Source organism: Helicobacter canis (assembly GCF_008693005.1).
GTDB lineage: Bacteria > Campylobacterota > Campylobacteria > Campylobacterales > Helicobacteraceae > Helicobacter_B > Helicobacter_B canis.
The window spans coordinates 23,734-40,137 of sequence record NZ_VXKE01000022.1 but is presented as its reverse complement, the minus strand read 5'-3'; the positions used below and the strand labels follow the sequence as shown (position 1 = coordinate 40,137).

Annotated in this window: 14 protein-coding genes; 7 read left to right on the top strand and 7 right to left on the bottom strand. The window is 45.1% G+C overall.

What is annotated here, in order from left to right; genetic code table 11:
• Nucleotides 1-64: 64 nt before the first annotated feature.
• The 7 genes from F4V45_RS08765 to F4V45_RS08735 all read right to left on the bottom strand — a co-directional run bounded on the left by F4V45_RS08765 (nucleotide 65) and on the right by F4V45_RS08735 (nucleotide 7,580).
• Nucleotides 65-1,075 carry a c-type cytochrome gene (locus tag F4V45_RS08765; protein ID WP_150337950.1) on the bottom strand — a complete coding sequence of 337 codons (1,011 nt, stop codon included), beginning with the start codon at nucleotides 1,073-1,075 and terminating at the stop codon, nucleotides 65-67.
• Nucleotides 1,072-2,355, bottom strand: a complete 1,284-nt coding sequence (locus F4V45_RS08760) for a cytochrome b (protein ID WP_150337949.1) — start codon at nucleotides 2,353-2,355, stop codon at nucleotides 1,072-1,074. The genes F4V45_RS08765 and F4V45_RS08760 overlap by 4 nt, the downstream gene beginning before the upstream one ends.
• 9 nt (nucleotides 2,356-2,364) lie before the next feature.
• Entirely contained in the window at nucleotides 2,365-2,868 is a 504-nt protein-coding gene (locus F4V45_RS08755; RefSeq protein WP_150337948.1) for a Rieske 2Fe-2S domain-containing protein, read from the bottom strand.
• Nucleotides 2,869-3,017: 149 nt separating this feature from the next.
• The gene (gene murA / locus F4V45_RS08750; RefSeq protein WP_150337947.1) at nucleotides 3,018-4,292 is read right to left on the bottom strand and encodes a UDP-N-acetylglucosamine 1-carboxyvinyltransferase; all 1,275 of its coding nucleotides are present in this window, start codon (nucleotides 4,290-4,292) and stop codon (nucleotides 3,018-3,020) included.
• 51 nt (nucleotides 4,293-4,343) lie between these two features.
• Nucleotides 4,344-5,171 (bottom strand): formyltetrahydrofolate deformylase, encoded by an 828-nt coding sequence (gene purU / locus F4V45_RS08745; RefSeq protein WP_023930805.1) that lies wholly within the window; start codon nucleotides 5,169-5,171, stop codon nucleotides 4,344-4,346.
• Nucleotides 5,168-6,028 (bottom strand): signal peptide peptidase SppA, encoded by an 861-nt coding sequence (sppA, locus tag F4V45_RS08740; protein ID WP_150337946.1) that lies wholly within the window; start codon nucleotides 6,026-6,028, stop codon nucleotides 5,168-5,170. Before sppA ends, purU begins: the two co-directional genes overlap by 4 nt.
• An 88-nt stretch (nucleotides 6,029-6,116) precedes the next feature.
• Entirely contained in the window at nucleotides 6,117-7,580 is a 1,464-nt protein-coding gene (locus F4V45_RS08735; RefSeq protein ID WP_150337945.1) for a hypothetical protein, read from the bottom strand.
• A 166-nt stretch (nucleotides 7,581-7,746) separates the two neighbouring features.
• On the opposite strand from F4V45_RS08735, the gene F4V45_RS08730 reads away from it, so the two are divergent.
• From F4V45_RS08730 to F4V45_RS08700, 7 genes are all read left to right on the top strand, one after another.
• Complete coding sequence (locus F4V45_RS08730) at nucleotides 7,747-10,464, top strand: DNA translocase FtsK (protein WP_246145313.1); 2,718 nt, start codon at nucleotides 7,747-7,749, stop codon at nucleotides 10,462-10,464.
• A 30-nt stretch (nucleotides 10,465-10,494) separates the two neighbouring features.
• The gene (locus tag F4V45_RS08725; protein WP_150337944.1) at nucleotides 10,495-11,547 is read left to right on the top strand and encodes a hypothetical protein; all 1,053 of its coding nucleotides are present in this window, start codon (nucleotides 10,495-10,497) and stop codon (nucleotides 11,545-11,547) included.
• A 1-nt stretch (nucleotide 11,548) separates the two neighbouring features.
• Entirely contained in the window at nucleotides 11,549-11,941 is a 393-nt protein-coding gene (locus F4V45_RS08720; protein WP_150337943.1) for a diacylglycerol kinase, read from the top strand.
• 215 nt (nucleotides 11,942-12,156) lie between these two features.
• Nucleotides 12,157-12,807: a phosphoribosylglycinamide formyltransferase gene (gene purN, locus F4V45_RS08715; RefSeq protein ID WP_150337942.1), complete on the top strand. Its 651-nt coding sequence runs from the start codon at nucleotides 12,157-12,159 to the stop codon at nucleotides 12,805-12,807.
• Nucleotides 12,807-14,000: a cation:proton antiporter gene (locus tag F4V45_RS08710; protein WP_150337941.1), complete on the top strand. Its 1,194-nt coding sequence runs from the start codon at nucleotides 12,807-12,809 to the stop codon at nucleotides 13,998-14,000. Before purN ends, F4V45_RS08710 begins: the two co-directional genes overlap by 1 nt.
• A gap of 135 nt (nucleotides 14,001-14,135) precedes the next feature.
• Nucleotides 14,136-15,185, top strand: coding sequence for a D-alanine--D-alanine ligase (locus F4V45_RS08705; RefSeq protein WP_150337940.1), 1,050 nt, complete (start codon nucleotides 14,136-14,138; stop codon nucleotides 15,183-15,185).
• Complete coding sequence (locus F4V45_RS08700; RefSeq protein ID WP_150337939.1) at nucleotides 15,185-16,396, top strand: alpha/beta fold hydrolase; 1,212 nt, start codon at nucleotides 15,185-15,187, stop codon at nucleotides 16,394-16,396. The genes F4V45_RS08705 and F4V45_RS08700 overlap by 1 nt, the downstream gene beginning before the upstream one ends.
• Nucleotides 16,397-16,404 lie beyond the last annotated feature (8 nt).

Below are 16,404 nucleotides of genomic sequence, written 5' to 3'. Positions count from 1 at the left end.
GACTTGCTAGATTCTAGTGTGGATTTGTGTTTGAGATAGCTCGCTGCTATGCAGCGAGTATATACTAGTGGAGATCACTCCATATTTTACGCTTCCATAGGTATGCAAGAATTGTCATAACAAGGAAGAATATAATAATCTTAAATCCAAGTGCATTGCGCTCGTGTTTTTTGCTATCTCCTACAGAGTCTAGGTATGCGACAATTTGTTTCTCTGCTTGCTCTGTAACACCAACCCTAGGCATTGCAGTCTGTGGCAATAGTCTTTGAGGATCATTGATAAAGTTGCTTAGGTAGTGCTCTCCACGAGATCGAATCATCATTGAAAGATCTGGGACTTTTGTCCCAAGGTATCGCTTGAGATCTTGTGGATCACTTGTGCTTGCAAGATTATCGTAGCTTACACTATGGCAGCGCGCACACGCTTGCTCAAACACTTGCTTATCATTTAGAGACTTTGGCGCAATTGATGCGAAGTATGCAATAATATCTGCAATTTCCTGATCGCTAAGATATGAGTAGGGTGGCATAGGGTAGGCAAGTCCATCTTTATGCCAAAGTTTTGATGCCAACACCGGATCTTTTAAGAAGTGTGCCAAGTAGGTGTGGTCAAATACAGCAGCGATATTGGACAAGTCTGGGGGGGTTACACCATAAGCAGCAGATACATCAGCATTGCTTTGTCCGCTAGAGCGAGCGAGCTTTTGAGAGTCAATAGTATGGCAGGCGAGACATTGTTCTACAAGAGCTCGTCCAGCCTGCGCATTGCCTTTACTTAGGTCTATTTCCTTCCAGAAATTTTCAATAGAAGCAAGATAGGATTGATTTTTGGCAAGCTCTTTCTCCAAACGCTCGATATTGATCGCATCATTTGCATTGCGCGCACTTTGAAGCTCTGTTTCAAGGTTTGCGATTGTAGCTTTTAGCTCTGCCACATCATCGGCATTTGCTTTAATATAGTCATATTGTGCATCGGCAACTTTAGGGTGCATAATGCTATGCGCTAAAGGCTCTACACCCCAATATATTACGCCCACGACAACAACTAGGATTGCTAGGATTTTTAGCTCTCTCATTTTGCACCTCCTGCATTGCCGCACTGCCCACAGCAGCTTGAATTTTTACGCTCGTTGATTGTAATAAGTGGAAGCGCAACAAAGATAAGAAGCAAAAATGCAATAGAAGCAACAAAGCCAATGTAAGTGTTAATGCCCTCTGGTGGTAGCTTGCCATACACGGTGAGCACAATAAGCACAACTATAAGCGACCAGAACCATACAAAGTATCCTTTGCGTTGATGGGCTGGGCGCACAACAGGACTTCTATCAAGCCAAGGGAGAAGCAAAAACACTACCTGTGCCACACCAAATGCTACAAGACCAATGTCAGCAGCTTTAATTGGTCCAACATCAAAGAAAAAGCCGCGCAACACTTCATAGCTCCATAGGAAATACCACTCTGGATAAATATGTGGTGGAGTTTTAAGAGAATCTGCTGGATCGAAATTCACTGGATCCATAGCAAAGTCAAAGTGGTAGCATACAAGGTAGAAAAATAGTGCCATAAATGCACAAACTACAAAAATATCTTTAGACATAAATACGGGCCAGAATGGGATCACTTTGGCTTCTTTTTTCTTGCCTTCTTGATATTTTTTCGCTTCTGCTTCGAAGTCTATTTCTTCACCAGCTTGATTATTTACATGCGGGAAGCGGAGAGAGTAAAAGTGGAATGCAATAAGGAGCATAATAACAACGGGAAGCAAAACAACATGCAGCATAAAAAATCTTGTCAAGGTCGCATCGGCTACAATGTAATTCCCACGAATCCACTCAACCACATCATCACCTATTAGGGGGATACCGCCAAAAAGGTTGGTGATAACAGTTGCTGCCCAATAGCTCATCTGTCCCCACGGAAGCATATAGCCACTAAATGCCTCTGCAGAAAACACGACAAAAAGCAGCATACCACCAATCCATACCATCTCACGCCCTTTTTTATAAGAGCCATAATAGATGGCTACAAACATATGGATATAAATAATCACAAATATCATACTTGCAGCCACCGCGTGGATATGTCGCCACAGCCAGCCATAATCAGCCTCTTGCATAATCGTGTAATTTACACTATAAAATGCCATATTGACATCAGGCTTGTAATACATCAGCAAAAACAAACCACTTACTACAAGTAGTGTAAATAGTGTAAGAAGTAGCACACCCATAGCCCAAAGAAAATTGATATTCTTTGGAATCCAATATTCCGTCATCATCACTTGGAGAAACTTTTTCACACCAAGTCGTTGGTCAAGCCAATCAACAAGCCCGTCTGCTTTTTTAATTTCTGCCATTTTCTCTCCTTATGCCAGTGCGGTCATTTTGTTGTATTCTTCCCCAGCCTCGCCCAGCGTTAGAGTCATACCCTCTACCTTAAAAGGTGGTATGTCAAATGGGCGTGGAGGTGGTGTGCCTTCGACATTGATACCATCGATAGTGAATTTACCGCCGTGGCACGGACAGAGAAATTCTTTTTCACTTGATTTGTATAGCGGGATACAGCCCAAATGCGTGCAAACCTGTAAGCCAAGCGTATAGACATTATCGCCAATCTTAAAGTCTCGGCGATCATCAAACCCATCACCACTAGACTTTCTTATGATAAATACTGGCTTGCCCCTCCACTCTACTTGGGCAAATTCTCCCTCTTGCAAACTGCCTAGATCAACTGTCGTAAATCCAGCAGAAACAACACTTGGCAATGGATCCCAAGTCTTTTTCATAGCGATTAGGGAGGCGATACCGCCGACAGCGGCGACGCCACCAAGCGTCAAGCCTAAGAAATCGCGTCTTTTGACTTCAGCCATACTCTCTCCTTTTGACTTTATTGAAACACCGATTGTAACGCTAAACACTTAAATTTTACTTTAATCTTTGGTTAAATAATTTTTAAACAAAATCGCAAAATTTACAATATTTTGACCAAGTTATCAGGGCTTGTTTAAAGAGACTATGCTTACTCTTTTTGACGAGTGATATTTGCACCAAGTGCGCTAAGCTTTTGCTCCAAACTCTCATAGCCTCGATCAAGGTGGTAGATTCTATGCACATTGGTGCTACCTTGTGCCACAAGCCCAGCAAGCACTAGGGCTGAAGAAGCGCGCAAATCTGTCGCCATCACATCTGCACCTACAAGTGGATTGTGCTCATCGTTGCCAATGATAGTGGCAGTGTTGCCTTTAAGTGTGATGTTTGCTCCAAGTCGTTGTAGCTCACTTGCGTGCATAAAGCGATTTTCAAAGAGCCGTTCCTGTATGACACTTGTGCCTTGGCATTGGGTCGCTAGGCTCATAAACTGCGCTTGCATATCGGTAGGGAAGCCGGGGTGCTCTGTGGTGATGATTTCAAAGCCTTGTCGTTTGGCTGCTGGGAAAATGCTAATAGAATCATTTGTAGATTCTAGCTTAAAGCCTATTTGGCGGAGCTTTTCAAGCACGGCTTCAAGGTGGCTGGGATTAGCATTTGTAAGCTTTATTTGGCTATTTGTAATTGCAGCAGCGCAGAGATAAGTGCCTGCTTCAATCCTATCTGGTATGACAGAAAAAGGCTGGAATCTAAGTGGCTCTCTATCTGTGCCTTGGATTTCTAATACTGAAGAGCCTATGCCTTGGATTTCCACGCCTGCTTGCATAAGCACTTCACACAGCTGGACTACTTCAGGCTCTCTAGCTGCATTGATGATTTGCGTGCGTCCTTTAGCAAGAGCAGCTGCCATAATGACATTCTCACAGCCTGTTACGGTGATTTTGTCAAACACGATTTGCGCACCTTTTAGTCCATTTGGAGCACTAGCTACAATATAGCCCCCTTGGATAGTGATTTGTGCGCCCATTTTTTCCATAGCAGCTATGTGGAGATCCACAGGACGCGCGCCAATAGCACAGCCACCCGGCAAGCTTACTTCGCAATGCCCACAGCGCGCAAGCAGTGGTCCAAGCACAAGGATTGAGGCACGCATTTTGCGCACAATGTCATAAATTGCCTTAGTGTGGATAATATGGCTTGCATCAAGCTCCACACTATGCGCACTATCCCAGCTAACTATGGCACCTAAGTGCTCCAAAAGCTTTGCTAGAGTTTTGACATCAGCGACATTTGGGAGATTGTCGATCTTCACAGGGGTGCTAGATAAAAGTGCGGCAGAGAGTAGGGGGAGTGCGGCGTTTTTGGCTCCGGAGATTTGCACTTGCCCGTGTAGCTTGGCACCCCCGATAATGTGTAGATAATCCATAAGCTTCCTTTATGTTGGTATGTGTTGGGTTTAGCTAGCCCATTGTAGAATCTAAAACACAATGGTTTTGTTGCCGTTGATAAACACCCTATCGTGCAAGATAAGATCAAGTGCGTGAGCAAAAACGCTTTTCTCAATATTGCGCCCGGCTTTTTGCATATCTTGCCAGCTATATGTGTGATCGATTTTAATAATATCTTGCGCGATAATTGGTCCTTCATCAAGCTCTTGGGTAACAAAATGCGCCGTTGCACCGATGATTTTCACCCCCCTTTCATAGGCTTGCTTGTAAGGATTAGCACCGATAAATGCGGGAAGGAAGCTATGATGGATATTGATCATCTGCCCTTGATAGCGTGCCACAAACGCGGGGGAAAGGATTCTCATATATTTGGCAAGGGCGATTATATCTGGGTGGTAGCGATCAATAATGCCACTAAGTGCTTGCTCGTGAGCTTCTCTATCATTACTAGATTCTATGCAGTAAAATGGTATATCAAAGCGGCGCACAAGGGCTTCTAGGTCGTTGTGATTAGCGATGACTGCTTGGATATGGGCATTTAGCTCGCCGCTCTCATAGCGCAGAAGCAAATCGCCTAGGCAGTGGTTTTCTTTGGTGGCAAGAATGATTAGGGATTTTTGTGTAACGGGCTTTAATGTAATGTGCGCTTTGTCGCCAAGAGCTTGGCGTAAAGAGAGCAGGATTTCTCTAGAATCTAGTGCGCCGGCAATCTGTGTGCGCATAAAAAACAGCATTGCTTCCCTATCGACAAACTCGTCATTTTTCTCAATATTAAGCCCAGCTTCGTGCAAAATCCTAGAGACTTGATAGATGAGACCGCTTCTATCTTTGGTGCTAATAAGCAATATATGCTTCATCGTAAGCCTATCCCAAGCATTGCGCTTAATACTTTGCTGGCACTAGATTCTACAAGTGTGTCGATATAGCTCTGCCACGAGCTTTTCTGCAGCCATATTGCATCTTCTACTTTGGCTAGCTCTTTAAGCTTGTCTATGGCTTGATTGCGGGACATCACATCATCTATGAGTCCTAGCTCTTTGGCTTTGGCGGCATTAAACACCTTGCCTTGCGCAAACTTGCTAGAATCTTTTAGCTCTAAATTCCGTGCTTTTGCGACATCGGTGATGAAGGTTTGATACTCTTCTTGGATAAGGTTTTCTATATAGGCGCGCTCCTTTTGTGTCCAGTCGCGGTAATATGCGCCCACTTCTTTATACTCGCCAGCAGCGATTACCTGTGGCTCATAGCCGATTTTTCTCAGTAGCTCTTTGATATTTGCACCACTAAATAGCACACCAATGCTGCCAATAAGCGCGCCGCGATTAGCATAGATTCTACTTGCGTAAGCTCCTGCATAGTATGCCCCGCTTGCCATAACACTCTCTGTATGCACGACAACAGGCATTGTGCTAGCAAGCTCTTGGATAAGGTCAGCCATCTCCACGCTCGCTCCAACTGCCCCACCCGGAGAGTCAATCACTAGTAGCACGCCTTGCAAGCTAGGATAATTGCGCAGATCTTCGATCTGTGTGCGTAGCATACTAGAGTCCATAATCGCGCCTTTAAGGTGGATTCTGGCTAGGTTTGGGTGCTGGGTGGGCTCTCTTGTGCTAAGTAACAGCAGTGCTACAATAAGCAAAAATACAAAGGCTTTGAAGTATTTGGTGATACACTCAAGCACAGCGACAATGGGAGAAAAAAGCTTTTTTATCATTATTATAATCCTTCAATCTTATCGAGCACACTAAAATCCATAAGTGGCATAGCTCGCAGGCTAGATTCTAGCTAGCGCGCGTGTGGGATTATTTGTTGGCTAGAATCTGGGCTTGCTTTTGGGAGATGACGACAAAACGGGTGGTTTTATTATGCTTAGAAGTTTTGGCATCTTCGACAAGCTGCTTTGGATTACCACGGATAAATGGGTCGATATAGCCTAGCTCAAATGATTGGGAGTTGATATGTGAGAGAAACTCTCCATCAGTCTTAGCGATTACGACACTATATTCTTTAGAAGCGGACATTATTTGAAGCTTTAGATACATCTCAAGCTTTTGGTTGGTGGTGTAGATTAAAAAGAGCTTTTCGTGCTGCTTTTTGTATTTGTGGAAGTAGTTGTAGCCGGTTTTTTCGTTATCAGCGAGCTTGTTTTTATCAAGTCGCTTGAGATACTGCCCATAGAAAGTCATCGTGCAGTAGGGATTATTGATGTCGTGCTTGAAGAAGTTATTATGCACAGAGGTAGAAGCCATACCGATTTTCCACATCTTATTATCAAGTGCCGTGGCGACAAGATTGAGTGCCTCGCGCGTTTGATCGACTAGGTCGTTATGCATTTTGTGGAATGTCTCGCTAAACTCATTCAAGTAGCTTTCTCTAAAGTTTTTGGTGATTGTCTCTAGCCGCTCTTGGCAGCTTGTTAGGATTTTGACTTCTTCTTCTGCCTTTGCCATAATGGTCTTTTGCGTCTCAAGCTTGGCTGGCAGTGTGGAGTCCTTTTTGTTAAGCTCCATTTGATTCCTAAGCTTGCGCACTTCATTCATACAGAATTTCGCCTTATTGCGTAGCTGGATAGTCTTCTCCTTAATGCCTAAAATCGCCTTGATCGCGCCGCGGTAGTGAAGCTGCTTTTCTAAAAACATATCTTGGTAGATAGATTCTGGCTTTAGGTTTGCGCTTTGGACTAGGGCTTTGTAGGAATACTCGAGATTATTGACCTTTTGCAAGTCGCTAGCAAACACATCTGGCGTGATGTTTTTATCACAATACACTAGATAGTCCATAGCTTTTGAGAGAAATCGGCGCACGATTAGGTAGTTGAGCTGGTTTTCTGGGGCGATTTCTTCTATGTCTGCAAGCGAGAATTTAATGGAGTTAGATTCTGGGGCGAAGTATTCTTTTAAGCAGTCTTCCACAGATACAGAAGCTTCAATGCTCTTCATCTCTAGGTAGTTTGTCTGCTTAAAGATATTTTCTGCGATTTGGTTGCGCAGGTCTGTCTCTTTTGTGCGTAGCTCTTCATCAGTGTCTGTCTTCCAAAAGTCCATTTCTTTGATGAGCGAGTCCGCGCCAAACTCTTGATATGCAGAGCTATGTGCATCTACGATATGCCCACTCTCATCAAGTCTAAATTCTACATACATTCCCGCTGCTGGCAAAAGCTTGCGATCGTGCCAATGCTCCTTGCGCAGCTCAAAGATTTTTTTGGAATAGTTGGTAACAACACCAGATCCTGTCGCCATAGAATAGCGGCTGATTCTCCCGTGCATCTACACCCCCTTGAACAAAACGAAGTCTTTGTGCATTATGCTATAATATCTTTAAAAAAAATTTGCTTAAAAGGGATAGACCATTAAAAAAATCTATATCTTATGCGCTTGGTGTGCGCTGTTTGTTATCCTAACTTTAGCGACTATTTTTGGCGAGAGTGGTAGTATGGGTGAAATGGGGCGAGCGTTTGCGCTGCTTAATCTCTCGTGGTTTGGCTATTTGGGCTATGTGTATTTGCTATTTTTCTTATACCCTGCTTATGCACTTTATAAAGACTCCACACTTAGCGCAAGACGCTTGAAAATCATCATAGCAGTGCTGCTTATAAGTCTAGGGGTGCTACTGCTGCAATCACTCTGGCTTGGCAAAGGGCTTTTAGGCGAGATTCTCATCGCAAAAATCACGCCAAGCTTTGGTGTATTTGGGGTGTGGATTTTGGTGGTTGGCTGCTTTTATGCTGGCGTGCTTTTGCTTTTACCTATGCAGGTTATCGCTGTGCAAAGGTCTTTGCAAAAAGCCATAGTAGCACTTGCCCGCTATCTTACACGCAATGTAAAAGAGGCATATAGCTATCTCGCTCCCCATATCGTGCGCAGAGCTAAGGACTACTACCACGCTTTAGCTTCGTGGCTAGAAAAGGTCTTTGCCTCCCCATCAATCAAGCAGTTTGATAGAGATTCTAGTGTAAAAGAGCCGCCCCAAACAGAATCTAGGGTGGAATCTAAAGTGGAAGCTCAAGTAGAATCTAGCCCCACTGCACAGCTACATCAAAGCTACAAGCCTACTACCCAGCCACACTCGCAGGTAAATACGCTAGATTCTAGCCAAGAATGCAAGCAAGCACATAGAGAAGAGCCGGAGTTTGATGAGAAAGAAGTCGTTGTGCTCTATCATAATGAAGAGCGAGAAAACCGCGCAAAAGAGCAAGATGAAGCGCGCTATAAGACGATGGTGCGGCTTGTGGATAGAGAGCAAGCAGATAAAAACACCGAAGTGCTGCGCATTGATGTGGGGCAAGCAATATCTCGCGCTAAAGCGTATGAGCAAGAAGTGCCGCTACAAGAAGCCCCAGCCTACCACACAAAGATCATCGACTCCCAACGACTAAGCCAGCTTGATGAAGTGGCAAGCCCCCCTATCATCAACCCCTCTGCCATCGACTCCCCTGCCATTGATCGTATCGCGCTAGATTCTAGCGCAATGGCACATATAGAGCCTAGCCTAGAATCTAGCCCCCCAGAATCTAGCCAGATAAACCCAAGCACGCAGGCAAGCCCCCTAGAATCCAGCTCTAGTGCTAAGGATATAAATGAGAGTGCAGGAGAGCAAGTTTCTTTGCCAGAGCTAGAGCCCACTTCTCCACTAGAGCCAAGTTTAGATTCTAGCTCTGCTCTAAGCCAAAAAACGCAGCCCACCATAGCAAGAAGCCTAGAATCTAGCGCGCAGCATTTAGAGAGCTTAGAGCGTGGTGAGCTAGTGCGCCCTAAGGACTACACCTTGCCCCCTACGACACTCCTACAGCCCGCACAAGATAAGAAAATAAGCTTTGAAGAAGGCGAGATTGATCAAAAGATCCAAAATCTCCTAACCAAGCTTAAAGTCTTTAAAATCGATGGCGATGTGGTTAGGATCTACTCTGGTCCGGTGGTTACGACCTTTGAGTTTCGCCCAGCTCCTAATGTCAAAGTCAGTAGAATCCAAAGCCTAAGCGATGATCTTGCTATGGCACTAAGTGCGCGCTCAATCCGTATCCAAGCTCCCATACCAGAGAAAGATGTCGTAGGCATTGAAGTGCCAAATTCACAAAAAGAGATGATTTATTTGCGCGAGATTTTGGAGAGTGAAGTGTTTAAGAGCTCTTCTTCGCCGCTTGTGCTTGGGCTTGGCAAGGATATTGTGGGGAATCCGTTTGTTACAGACTTGCAGAAGCTGCCACACTTGCTTATCGCAGGCACAACGGGGAGTGGGAAAAGCGTGGGGCTTAATGCGATGATTTTATCCCTACTCTATCGCAACTCCCCAGATAATTTGCGCTTAATAATGGTCGATCCTAAAAAAGTAGAATTTAGTCTCTATGAAGAAATCCCACATCTACTCACCCCCATCATCACCGATGCCAAAAAGGCGATCATCGCGCTTAATAATGTCGCTAGAGAAATGGAGCGCAGATATGAGATGATGAAAGCCATTAAAACAAAAACTATTGATGGCTACAATGCTAAAGCTAGGAGTGAGGGGGGTGAGATTTTGCCCTTTATTGTCATCATTATCGATGAGCTAGCAGATCTTATGATGACAGGGGGCAAGGAGGCGGAGGGCTCAATCATTCGCATAGCGCAGATGGGTAGGGCGGCAGGCTTGCACTTAATCGTAGCTACACAGCGACCAAGTGTCGATGTCGTAACAGGACTGATTAAAACCAATCTCCCAGCAAAAATTGCCTACAAGGTCGGCTCGAGAATGGACTCTCGCGTGATTTTAGATGCTGAAGGCGCGCAGAATCTCCTAGGGCAGGGCGATATGCTCTTTTCTCTTGGTGGGGGTGGTGGCGTGCTGCGCTTGCACGCGCCTTGGGCGAGTGAAGATGAGATAGAATCCATTGTCGATTTTATCCGCGAGCAAAGAGAAGTGCAGTATGACTCGAGCTTCCTAGCAGACTCTAATGCACTTCGTGCGGAGAGTGAGAGTGATAATGGTGATGAAGGCGACTTACTTGCAGAAGCTAAAAGGGCAATGAAGCTTGATGGCAAGACTTCCATTAGCAATCTTCAGCGCAGGCTTGGTATAGGCTACAATAAAGCCGCGGTTCTTGTAGAAGAGCTAGAGAAGCAGGGCTTTTTGTCCGCGCCTAATGCAAAGGGCACGCGTGAGATTATTGGCTAGATCGCTAGAATCTACTTGCAAAGGATCGATATGAAAAGGGTGTTTATAGGGATTTTAGGGCTTGGTGGCGTGGTGATAGTAGCACTGCTTGTGCTGCTCTTTGTGATGAGCCATAGACTTAAAGGCAATATAGAAGATAGTATCAATACGCAGCTACAAGCACTGCAAGAGTCTATGCCAGAGTTTTCCTATGAGCCATTTAGCTGCAGCGGGCTTAAGCAAATAGCCTGCAAGTCTTCTAGCGTGGGCTTTGAAGATATGAAGCTAGAAAATGTGCGCTTAGAAGTGGGGCAATTTACGCAAAATCAAGGGAGTGTTCGCTTAGTGAGTGAGAAAATGTCATTTGCTGGGGAAGAGCTTTTAACACTGCTTTTTGGCGTGCTGGCACAAGATGTGGATTTCTCTAATGTGTTATTGCCAAAATCGCTTGATTGTAGCATTAGCGGAGTGCTTGGCAAAAGTGAGCAAGCACAAGATGTAGATATAATGGATACTACTGCTACTTGTTTGGCTAAGGGGGAGAATTTATCCTATAGCTTTGCGTGGGGTATGCAAGCTGGGGTTGGTGCTATGCTAGAGCAAGCTCCTGCGCATTTTAGCGATGCGCTTGCTTCAATGATTAAGGCGTATGAAGAAGATAGCCAAAAGGTCTTAACGCAAACGCCTGTGCTATTTAAAAGTGCTAAGCTATCCCTAGAGCCTAGGGATCTTGCTTCTGCGATTATCGCAAGGCTAGCGCAAGGCAAAGAGCTAGAGCCCCAAGCCTACCAGCAGCAGCACGCAAATCTAGCTCGCTCTTTGCAGTCTGTGAAAGCCTTTATAATGTATATCGCTTTGCTAAGCGATACTAAAGGGAAAGCACAGAGTCTTGAGCCATTGGTTGATGGGCTAGTGGCTATGGTTTTGGGTGAGAATAATGGCGTAATCTATGAGCTAAAGCATAATGAGATAAATACTGATAGCTCTCTATCTCTTGGGGAGTGGCTGCATAATCCTGTGCTGTCTTTGCAGCAATCTAGGGCTACATTTAGCTTTGAAGAAGTGCCGCTAGATTCTACCAAGGTAGAATCTAAAAAGGACTAGCGTGGATAGCTCCAAGCGCAACGCACAAAAGGGCAAAGGCGGCTTAAGTCGCGTGCGCAATGCGTTTTTGTATTCTAAAGATGGGATTTTGGCTGCGTGGAGAGAGGAGCAGGGGTTTCGCCAAGTGGTTTTGGTGGCTGCTCTTGGGCTGGCTCTTGGGCTATGGCTGGGGGAAGGCTTTGCGCAAAAGGTGCTTTTGATCTTGCCCGGAGTGCTTTGCGTGATTGTGGAGCTGTTTAACTCAGCCATAGAAAATGCGATCGATCACACAAGCATAGAGCCCCACCCCTTTGCTAAAAAGGCAAAAGATATGGGCAGTGCGGCGCAGTTTTTGAGCCTGCTTTTTGTGATGCTGGTGTGGGGGGTGTTTGCGTATGAGTGGCTAGCTAGCTAGATTCTATCTCAAAGTAGAATCTAGTATAGAATCTAGCGCGATCTGCCCTTATAGAGTGCGGACTAGATTCTAGCACTTTAATGTAAGCGCACTACAACTACGCATAAATGATTTTTGTTTAACGGGCTTACTGCTTGGCTGTGGAGTGGTTTTAGGGCAGAGAGTGGAATTTTGCTATAATGTGCGCTTTTATAGCTTAGCAGCAAAGAGAGAGAATGCAGGATCAGGGATTAGCGCAGGTGCGCGTAGCAATACTATTTAGCGGTAGCGGTAGTAATTTAGAAAACATCATTGCCCAAAAGCACGCAATCACTGCCGCCCTGCGCCCATATCATCTAGCACCCCATATCGCCCTAGCTATGAGCAATAATCCTAACGCCTATGGGATCACGCGCTGTAAAAGACTAGGGCTAGAGTGCAAGGTGATTGATCACAGAGACTTTGGCTCGCGTGCGTTGTTTGAGCGGGCTTTGGCGCAATGCTTAGAAGAATATAGGATAGATTTAGTGATTTTAGCTGGGTTTATGCGTATCCTTGGGGTGGAGTTTGTCAAACGATTTAGGGCTATCAATATCCACCCATCATTCCTGCCGCTGCATAAAGGCGCGCACGCCATAGCAGAGAGCTTTCATAGCACAGAGGATTTTGGGGGCGTTAGTGTGCATTGGGTGAGTGAAGAGCTAGATTCTGGGGCGATCATTATGCAAGAGAAGCTTCCAAAAATAGCAGGAGAGAGCCTACAAGACTTTGAGAGTAGAATCCACGCCCTAGAGCATAAGCTCTACCCCAAAGCCATTATTGAAGCCATTATTGAAGCCTTTGGTAATCGCGCCAAAGGTGTAGAATCTAGCGGGCAGGAGCGATAATGGAGCATATCTTAGGCGATATTTTTCTCAATTTTGCCATTATCGCTTTGCTTATTGCTATCGCGCCTATTTTGGCAAAAGCGAGTAAGATCCCCGTTGTTGTCGTGGAGATGTGTCTAGGCTGCTTGGGGCTGTATTTTGGGATATTTCACGCGAGTGAAAGCCTAGCGATAATGGCTAAGGTTGGGTTTTTGTTTTTGATGTTTTTATGCGGTATGGAGGTGGATTTACGCGGCTTCCAAAATCTTGGGAAGAAGTTTTTGCGCAATGTTTTGGTGTATTTTTTCGTGCTATATGGGCTATCAATCACGCTAGTACTAGTGCTTGGGCTTAATAAAATCTTCATCGCGGCATTTCCGGTGATGAGCCTTGGTATGATTATGACGCTTATCAAAGACTATGGCAAGGATAAGCAGTGGCTAGAGCTTGCGCTGCGCGTGGGGGTTGTAGGAGAGGTGGTGAGTATCGCTGCGCTTACGCTTATAAGTGGATTCTACCACTATGGGAATTCGTGGCAGCTGTATGAGAGCTTGGCGGTGCTTTGTGCGTTTATAGCAGCGATTGTGGGGCTGTTTTGGCTGTTTAAGATTCTGTTTTGGTGGTTTCCTAATCTTAAGCTCTACATTATGCCCTACAACGACTTGAGCAATCAGGACATTCGCTTTGTGATGATGCTCTTTATCGTGCTAGTGGCATTAGTGCTGTTTTTGGACTTAGAGGCGGCTCTTGGGGCGTTTTTGGCTGGAATGATTGTGGCGATATTTTTCTCTTATAAGCACGAGCTAGTGCATAAGCTTAATGATGTGGGGTTTGGGTTTTTTGTCCCGCTATTTTTCATCTATGTGGGTAGCACGCTTGATTTAGCACTTATCATCTCTAACCCCACCTATATCATCTATGGTGCATATATCGCAGGCGGAATGATTGTGATACGACTTGTAGCGGCAAATGTGGCGTTTGCTAAGTATTTTCGCAGTCCTAAAGATGTAACGCTCTTTGCCCTTAGTGATTCTATGCCGCTGACCTTCCTTGTCGCCACGGCAAAGATCGCCATTGATTGGCACGCTATCAGCCAAGAGGTGTATTATGCCTTTATCTTAGCAGCGATGATTGAGGGCGTGGTGTTTAGCATTATGATAAAGCTGCTTTATACACTATGGCAGCAGCCTAGTAAAAGCACGCTAGAATCTTAAGGCATAAGGTGCTAAACTTGCCAAATGCTAACAAGAGAGTTATAACTTTTAGCTATACTTTTGCATTTATTGCCCTGTGCGTGTGAGTAGGTAGAATCTAGTTTATACACTTAGTTAATTTTTAAGGAGCAGACATTGAGCAAGGTTAGTGTGTTGTTTGGTGGAGCGAGTTTCGAGCACGAGATTAGCATTGTAAGTGCTATTAGTTTAAAAAAGGTCCTAGGAGATAATATCGCGCATTTTCTTTTCCTTGATGGTGGGCATCATCTCTACCTTATCCCAGCAGATAAAATGCAGGCAAAAATCTTTGCCACAGGGGAGTATAAGCAATGCAAGCAGCTAGAGTGGATTCTAGGGGGGCTTTGCTATAAGGGGCTTTTTGGGAGTAAAAGGCTTAGTGATCTAGGCGTGGTGCTAAGTCTTATCCACGGCGGCGATGGGGAAGATGGCATTATCTCAAGCGTGCTTGAGTTTTATAAGCTCCCTTTCATCGCACCAAGAGTGGCTGCCTGCGCACTTAGCTTTAATAAGATTTTGACCAAAAATTACGCCGCACACATCGGGGTAAAAACTCTGCCATATCAGCATTATCGCTATGGTGATGATGTGCGCTGCTCTTTTGTCTATCCATTTATTGTAAAGCCTGCCACACTTGGAAGCTCCATAGGCGTGAGTGTCGTAGAGCAGCAAGGCGATATGGAATACGCGCTAGATTCTGCCTTTAGCTATGATAGGGAGATACTTATTGAGCCATTTTATAAGGGCGTTAGGGAATACAATTTGGCAGGCTATAAAAATGCCCAAGGGGAGCTAGTCTTCTCTATGGTTGAAGAGCCTAAGAAAACAGAGCTTCTAAGCTTTGATGATAAGTATTTAGACTTTTCGCGCACCACGCAGGCGAAGCAAGCTAGCATAGATAAAGAGCTAGAATCTAAACTGCAAGAAGCCTTTAAGCGCATTTATGGCGATATGTTTGCAGGCGCGCTTATACGATGTGATTTTTTTGTCATTGATGATGAAATTTATCTTAATGAAATCAACCCAATCCCCGGCTCTATGGCGCACTATCTCTTTGAGGATTTTGGAAGCCATATTCAAGCACTCTCGCAAGCTTTGCCAAAATCCAAGCCCATCAAAATTACCTACAACTATGTGCAAAAAATCCGCGCAGCAAAAGGCAAGTGATGGCAAGTCGTAGGATCACCTATCTAGGGGAGTCGCTTGAGATAGCCTATATCAAGCAAGCTTGCCAAAAGGCACAAGAGCCTAGAAATATTGTATTCCTACACGGCTGGGGGAGTCATAAGGAGCTTATGCACCAAGCATTTGCAAAGAGCTTTGCTGATTATACGCACTACTACATTGATTTGCCCGGCTTTGGTGCTAGCCCTTATGGAGAAGAGCTAGAATCTAAAGTAGATTCTAGCTTGGACACGCAGGAATTAAGGATTTTAGACACAAGTGATTATGCCCATATCGTGCTAGCATTTTTGCGTGAGCTTGGCATTAGAGCGGATATTGTAGGGCATAGCTTTGGCGGCAAGGTGGCTGTGATGTGCGGCAAATTAGATTCGGTCTTGGGTAATCATTCGCCTGATTGCTCACATTTTGGGGCAGTCACTACCGACAAGGTAGCTCCTACCCTAAAATGTGAGCAAAACAAGCGAAGCGGTGCAGGCGTGAGCTCGCAGGCTTCTTTAGAAAAAGCCAAATCCACCAGCGAGCAGCCAACGCCCAAAACCATAGGGGAGATTATACTCCTTAGTTCCGCTGGCATTGTGTGCAAAAAGCCTTTAAAAGTCCGCGCTAAAATTGCTTGCGCCAAGATCGCCAAGCTAGCGCATATCCGTCTGCCGTTTTTGCGTGCTAGCGATGCTAGAGCACTTAACCCCACGATGTATAGCATTTTTAAGCGTGTGGTTGATGAAGATTTCTCTCCTATATTTGCGGCGTGTAGGCATAATGTCAGCATTTTTTGGGGCAGAGATGATAAAGCCACGCCACTAGAATCTGGGGAGAAAATCCACGCACTTATCCCTAGTAGCAGGCTATTTGTCTTAGAAGGGGATCACTACTTTTTCATCAATCAAGCTACAAGGATAGAATCGATGTATCACTCACAAGCGTGGCATATTAAGGTGTGTGGTAAGGTGCAGGGCGTGGGGTATAGGAAGTTTGCTAAGGCGAAGGCTGATGAGCTTGCACTCTATGGTAGCACGCAAAATCTCCCCGATGGGAGTGTGGAGATATTTGCTTGTGGGAGTAGTGAGAGCTTGGAGCAATTTTTGCAGGCTTTGCGCGTAGGACCAAGCAGGGCGCAGGTGCAAGAAGTGCATAGCGAGCCTTGCACGCTTAAGCAGGAGTGGCTAGCTGGTGAGTTTAGGATTTTGACATAGGAGAATTG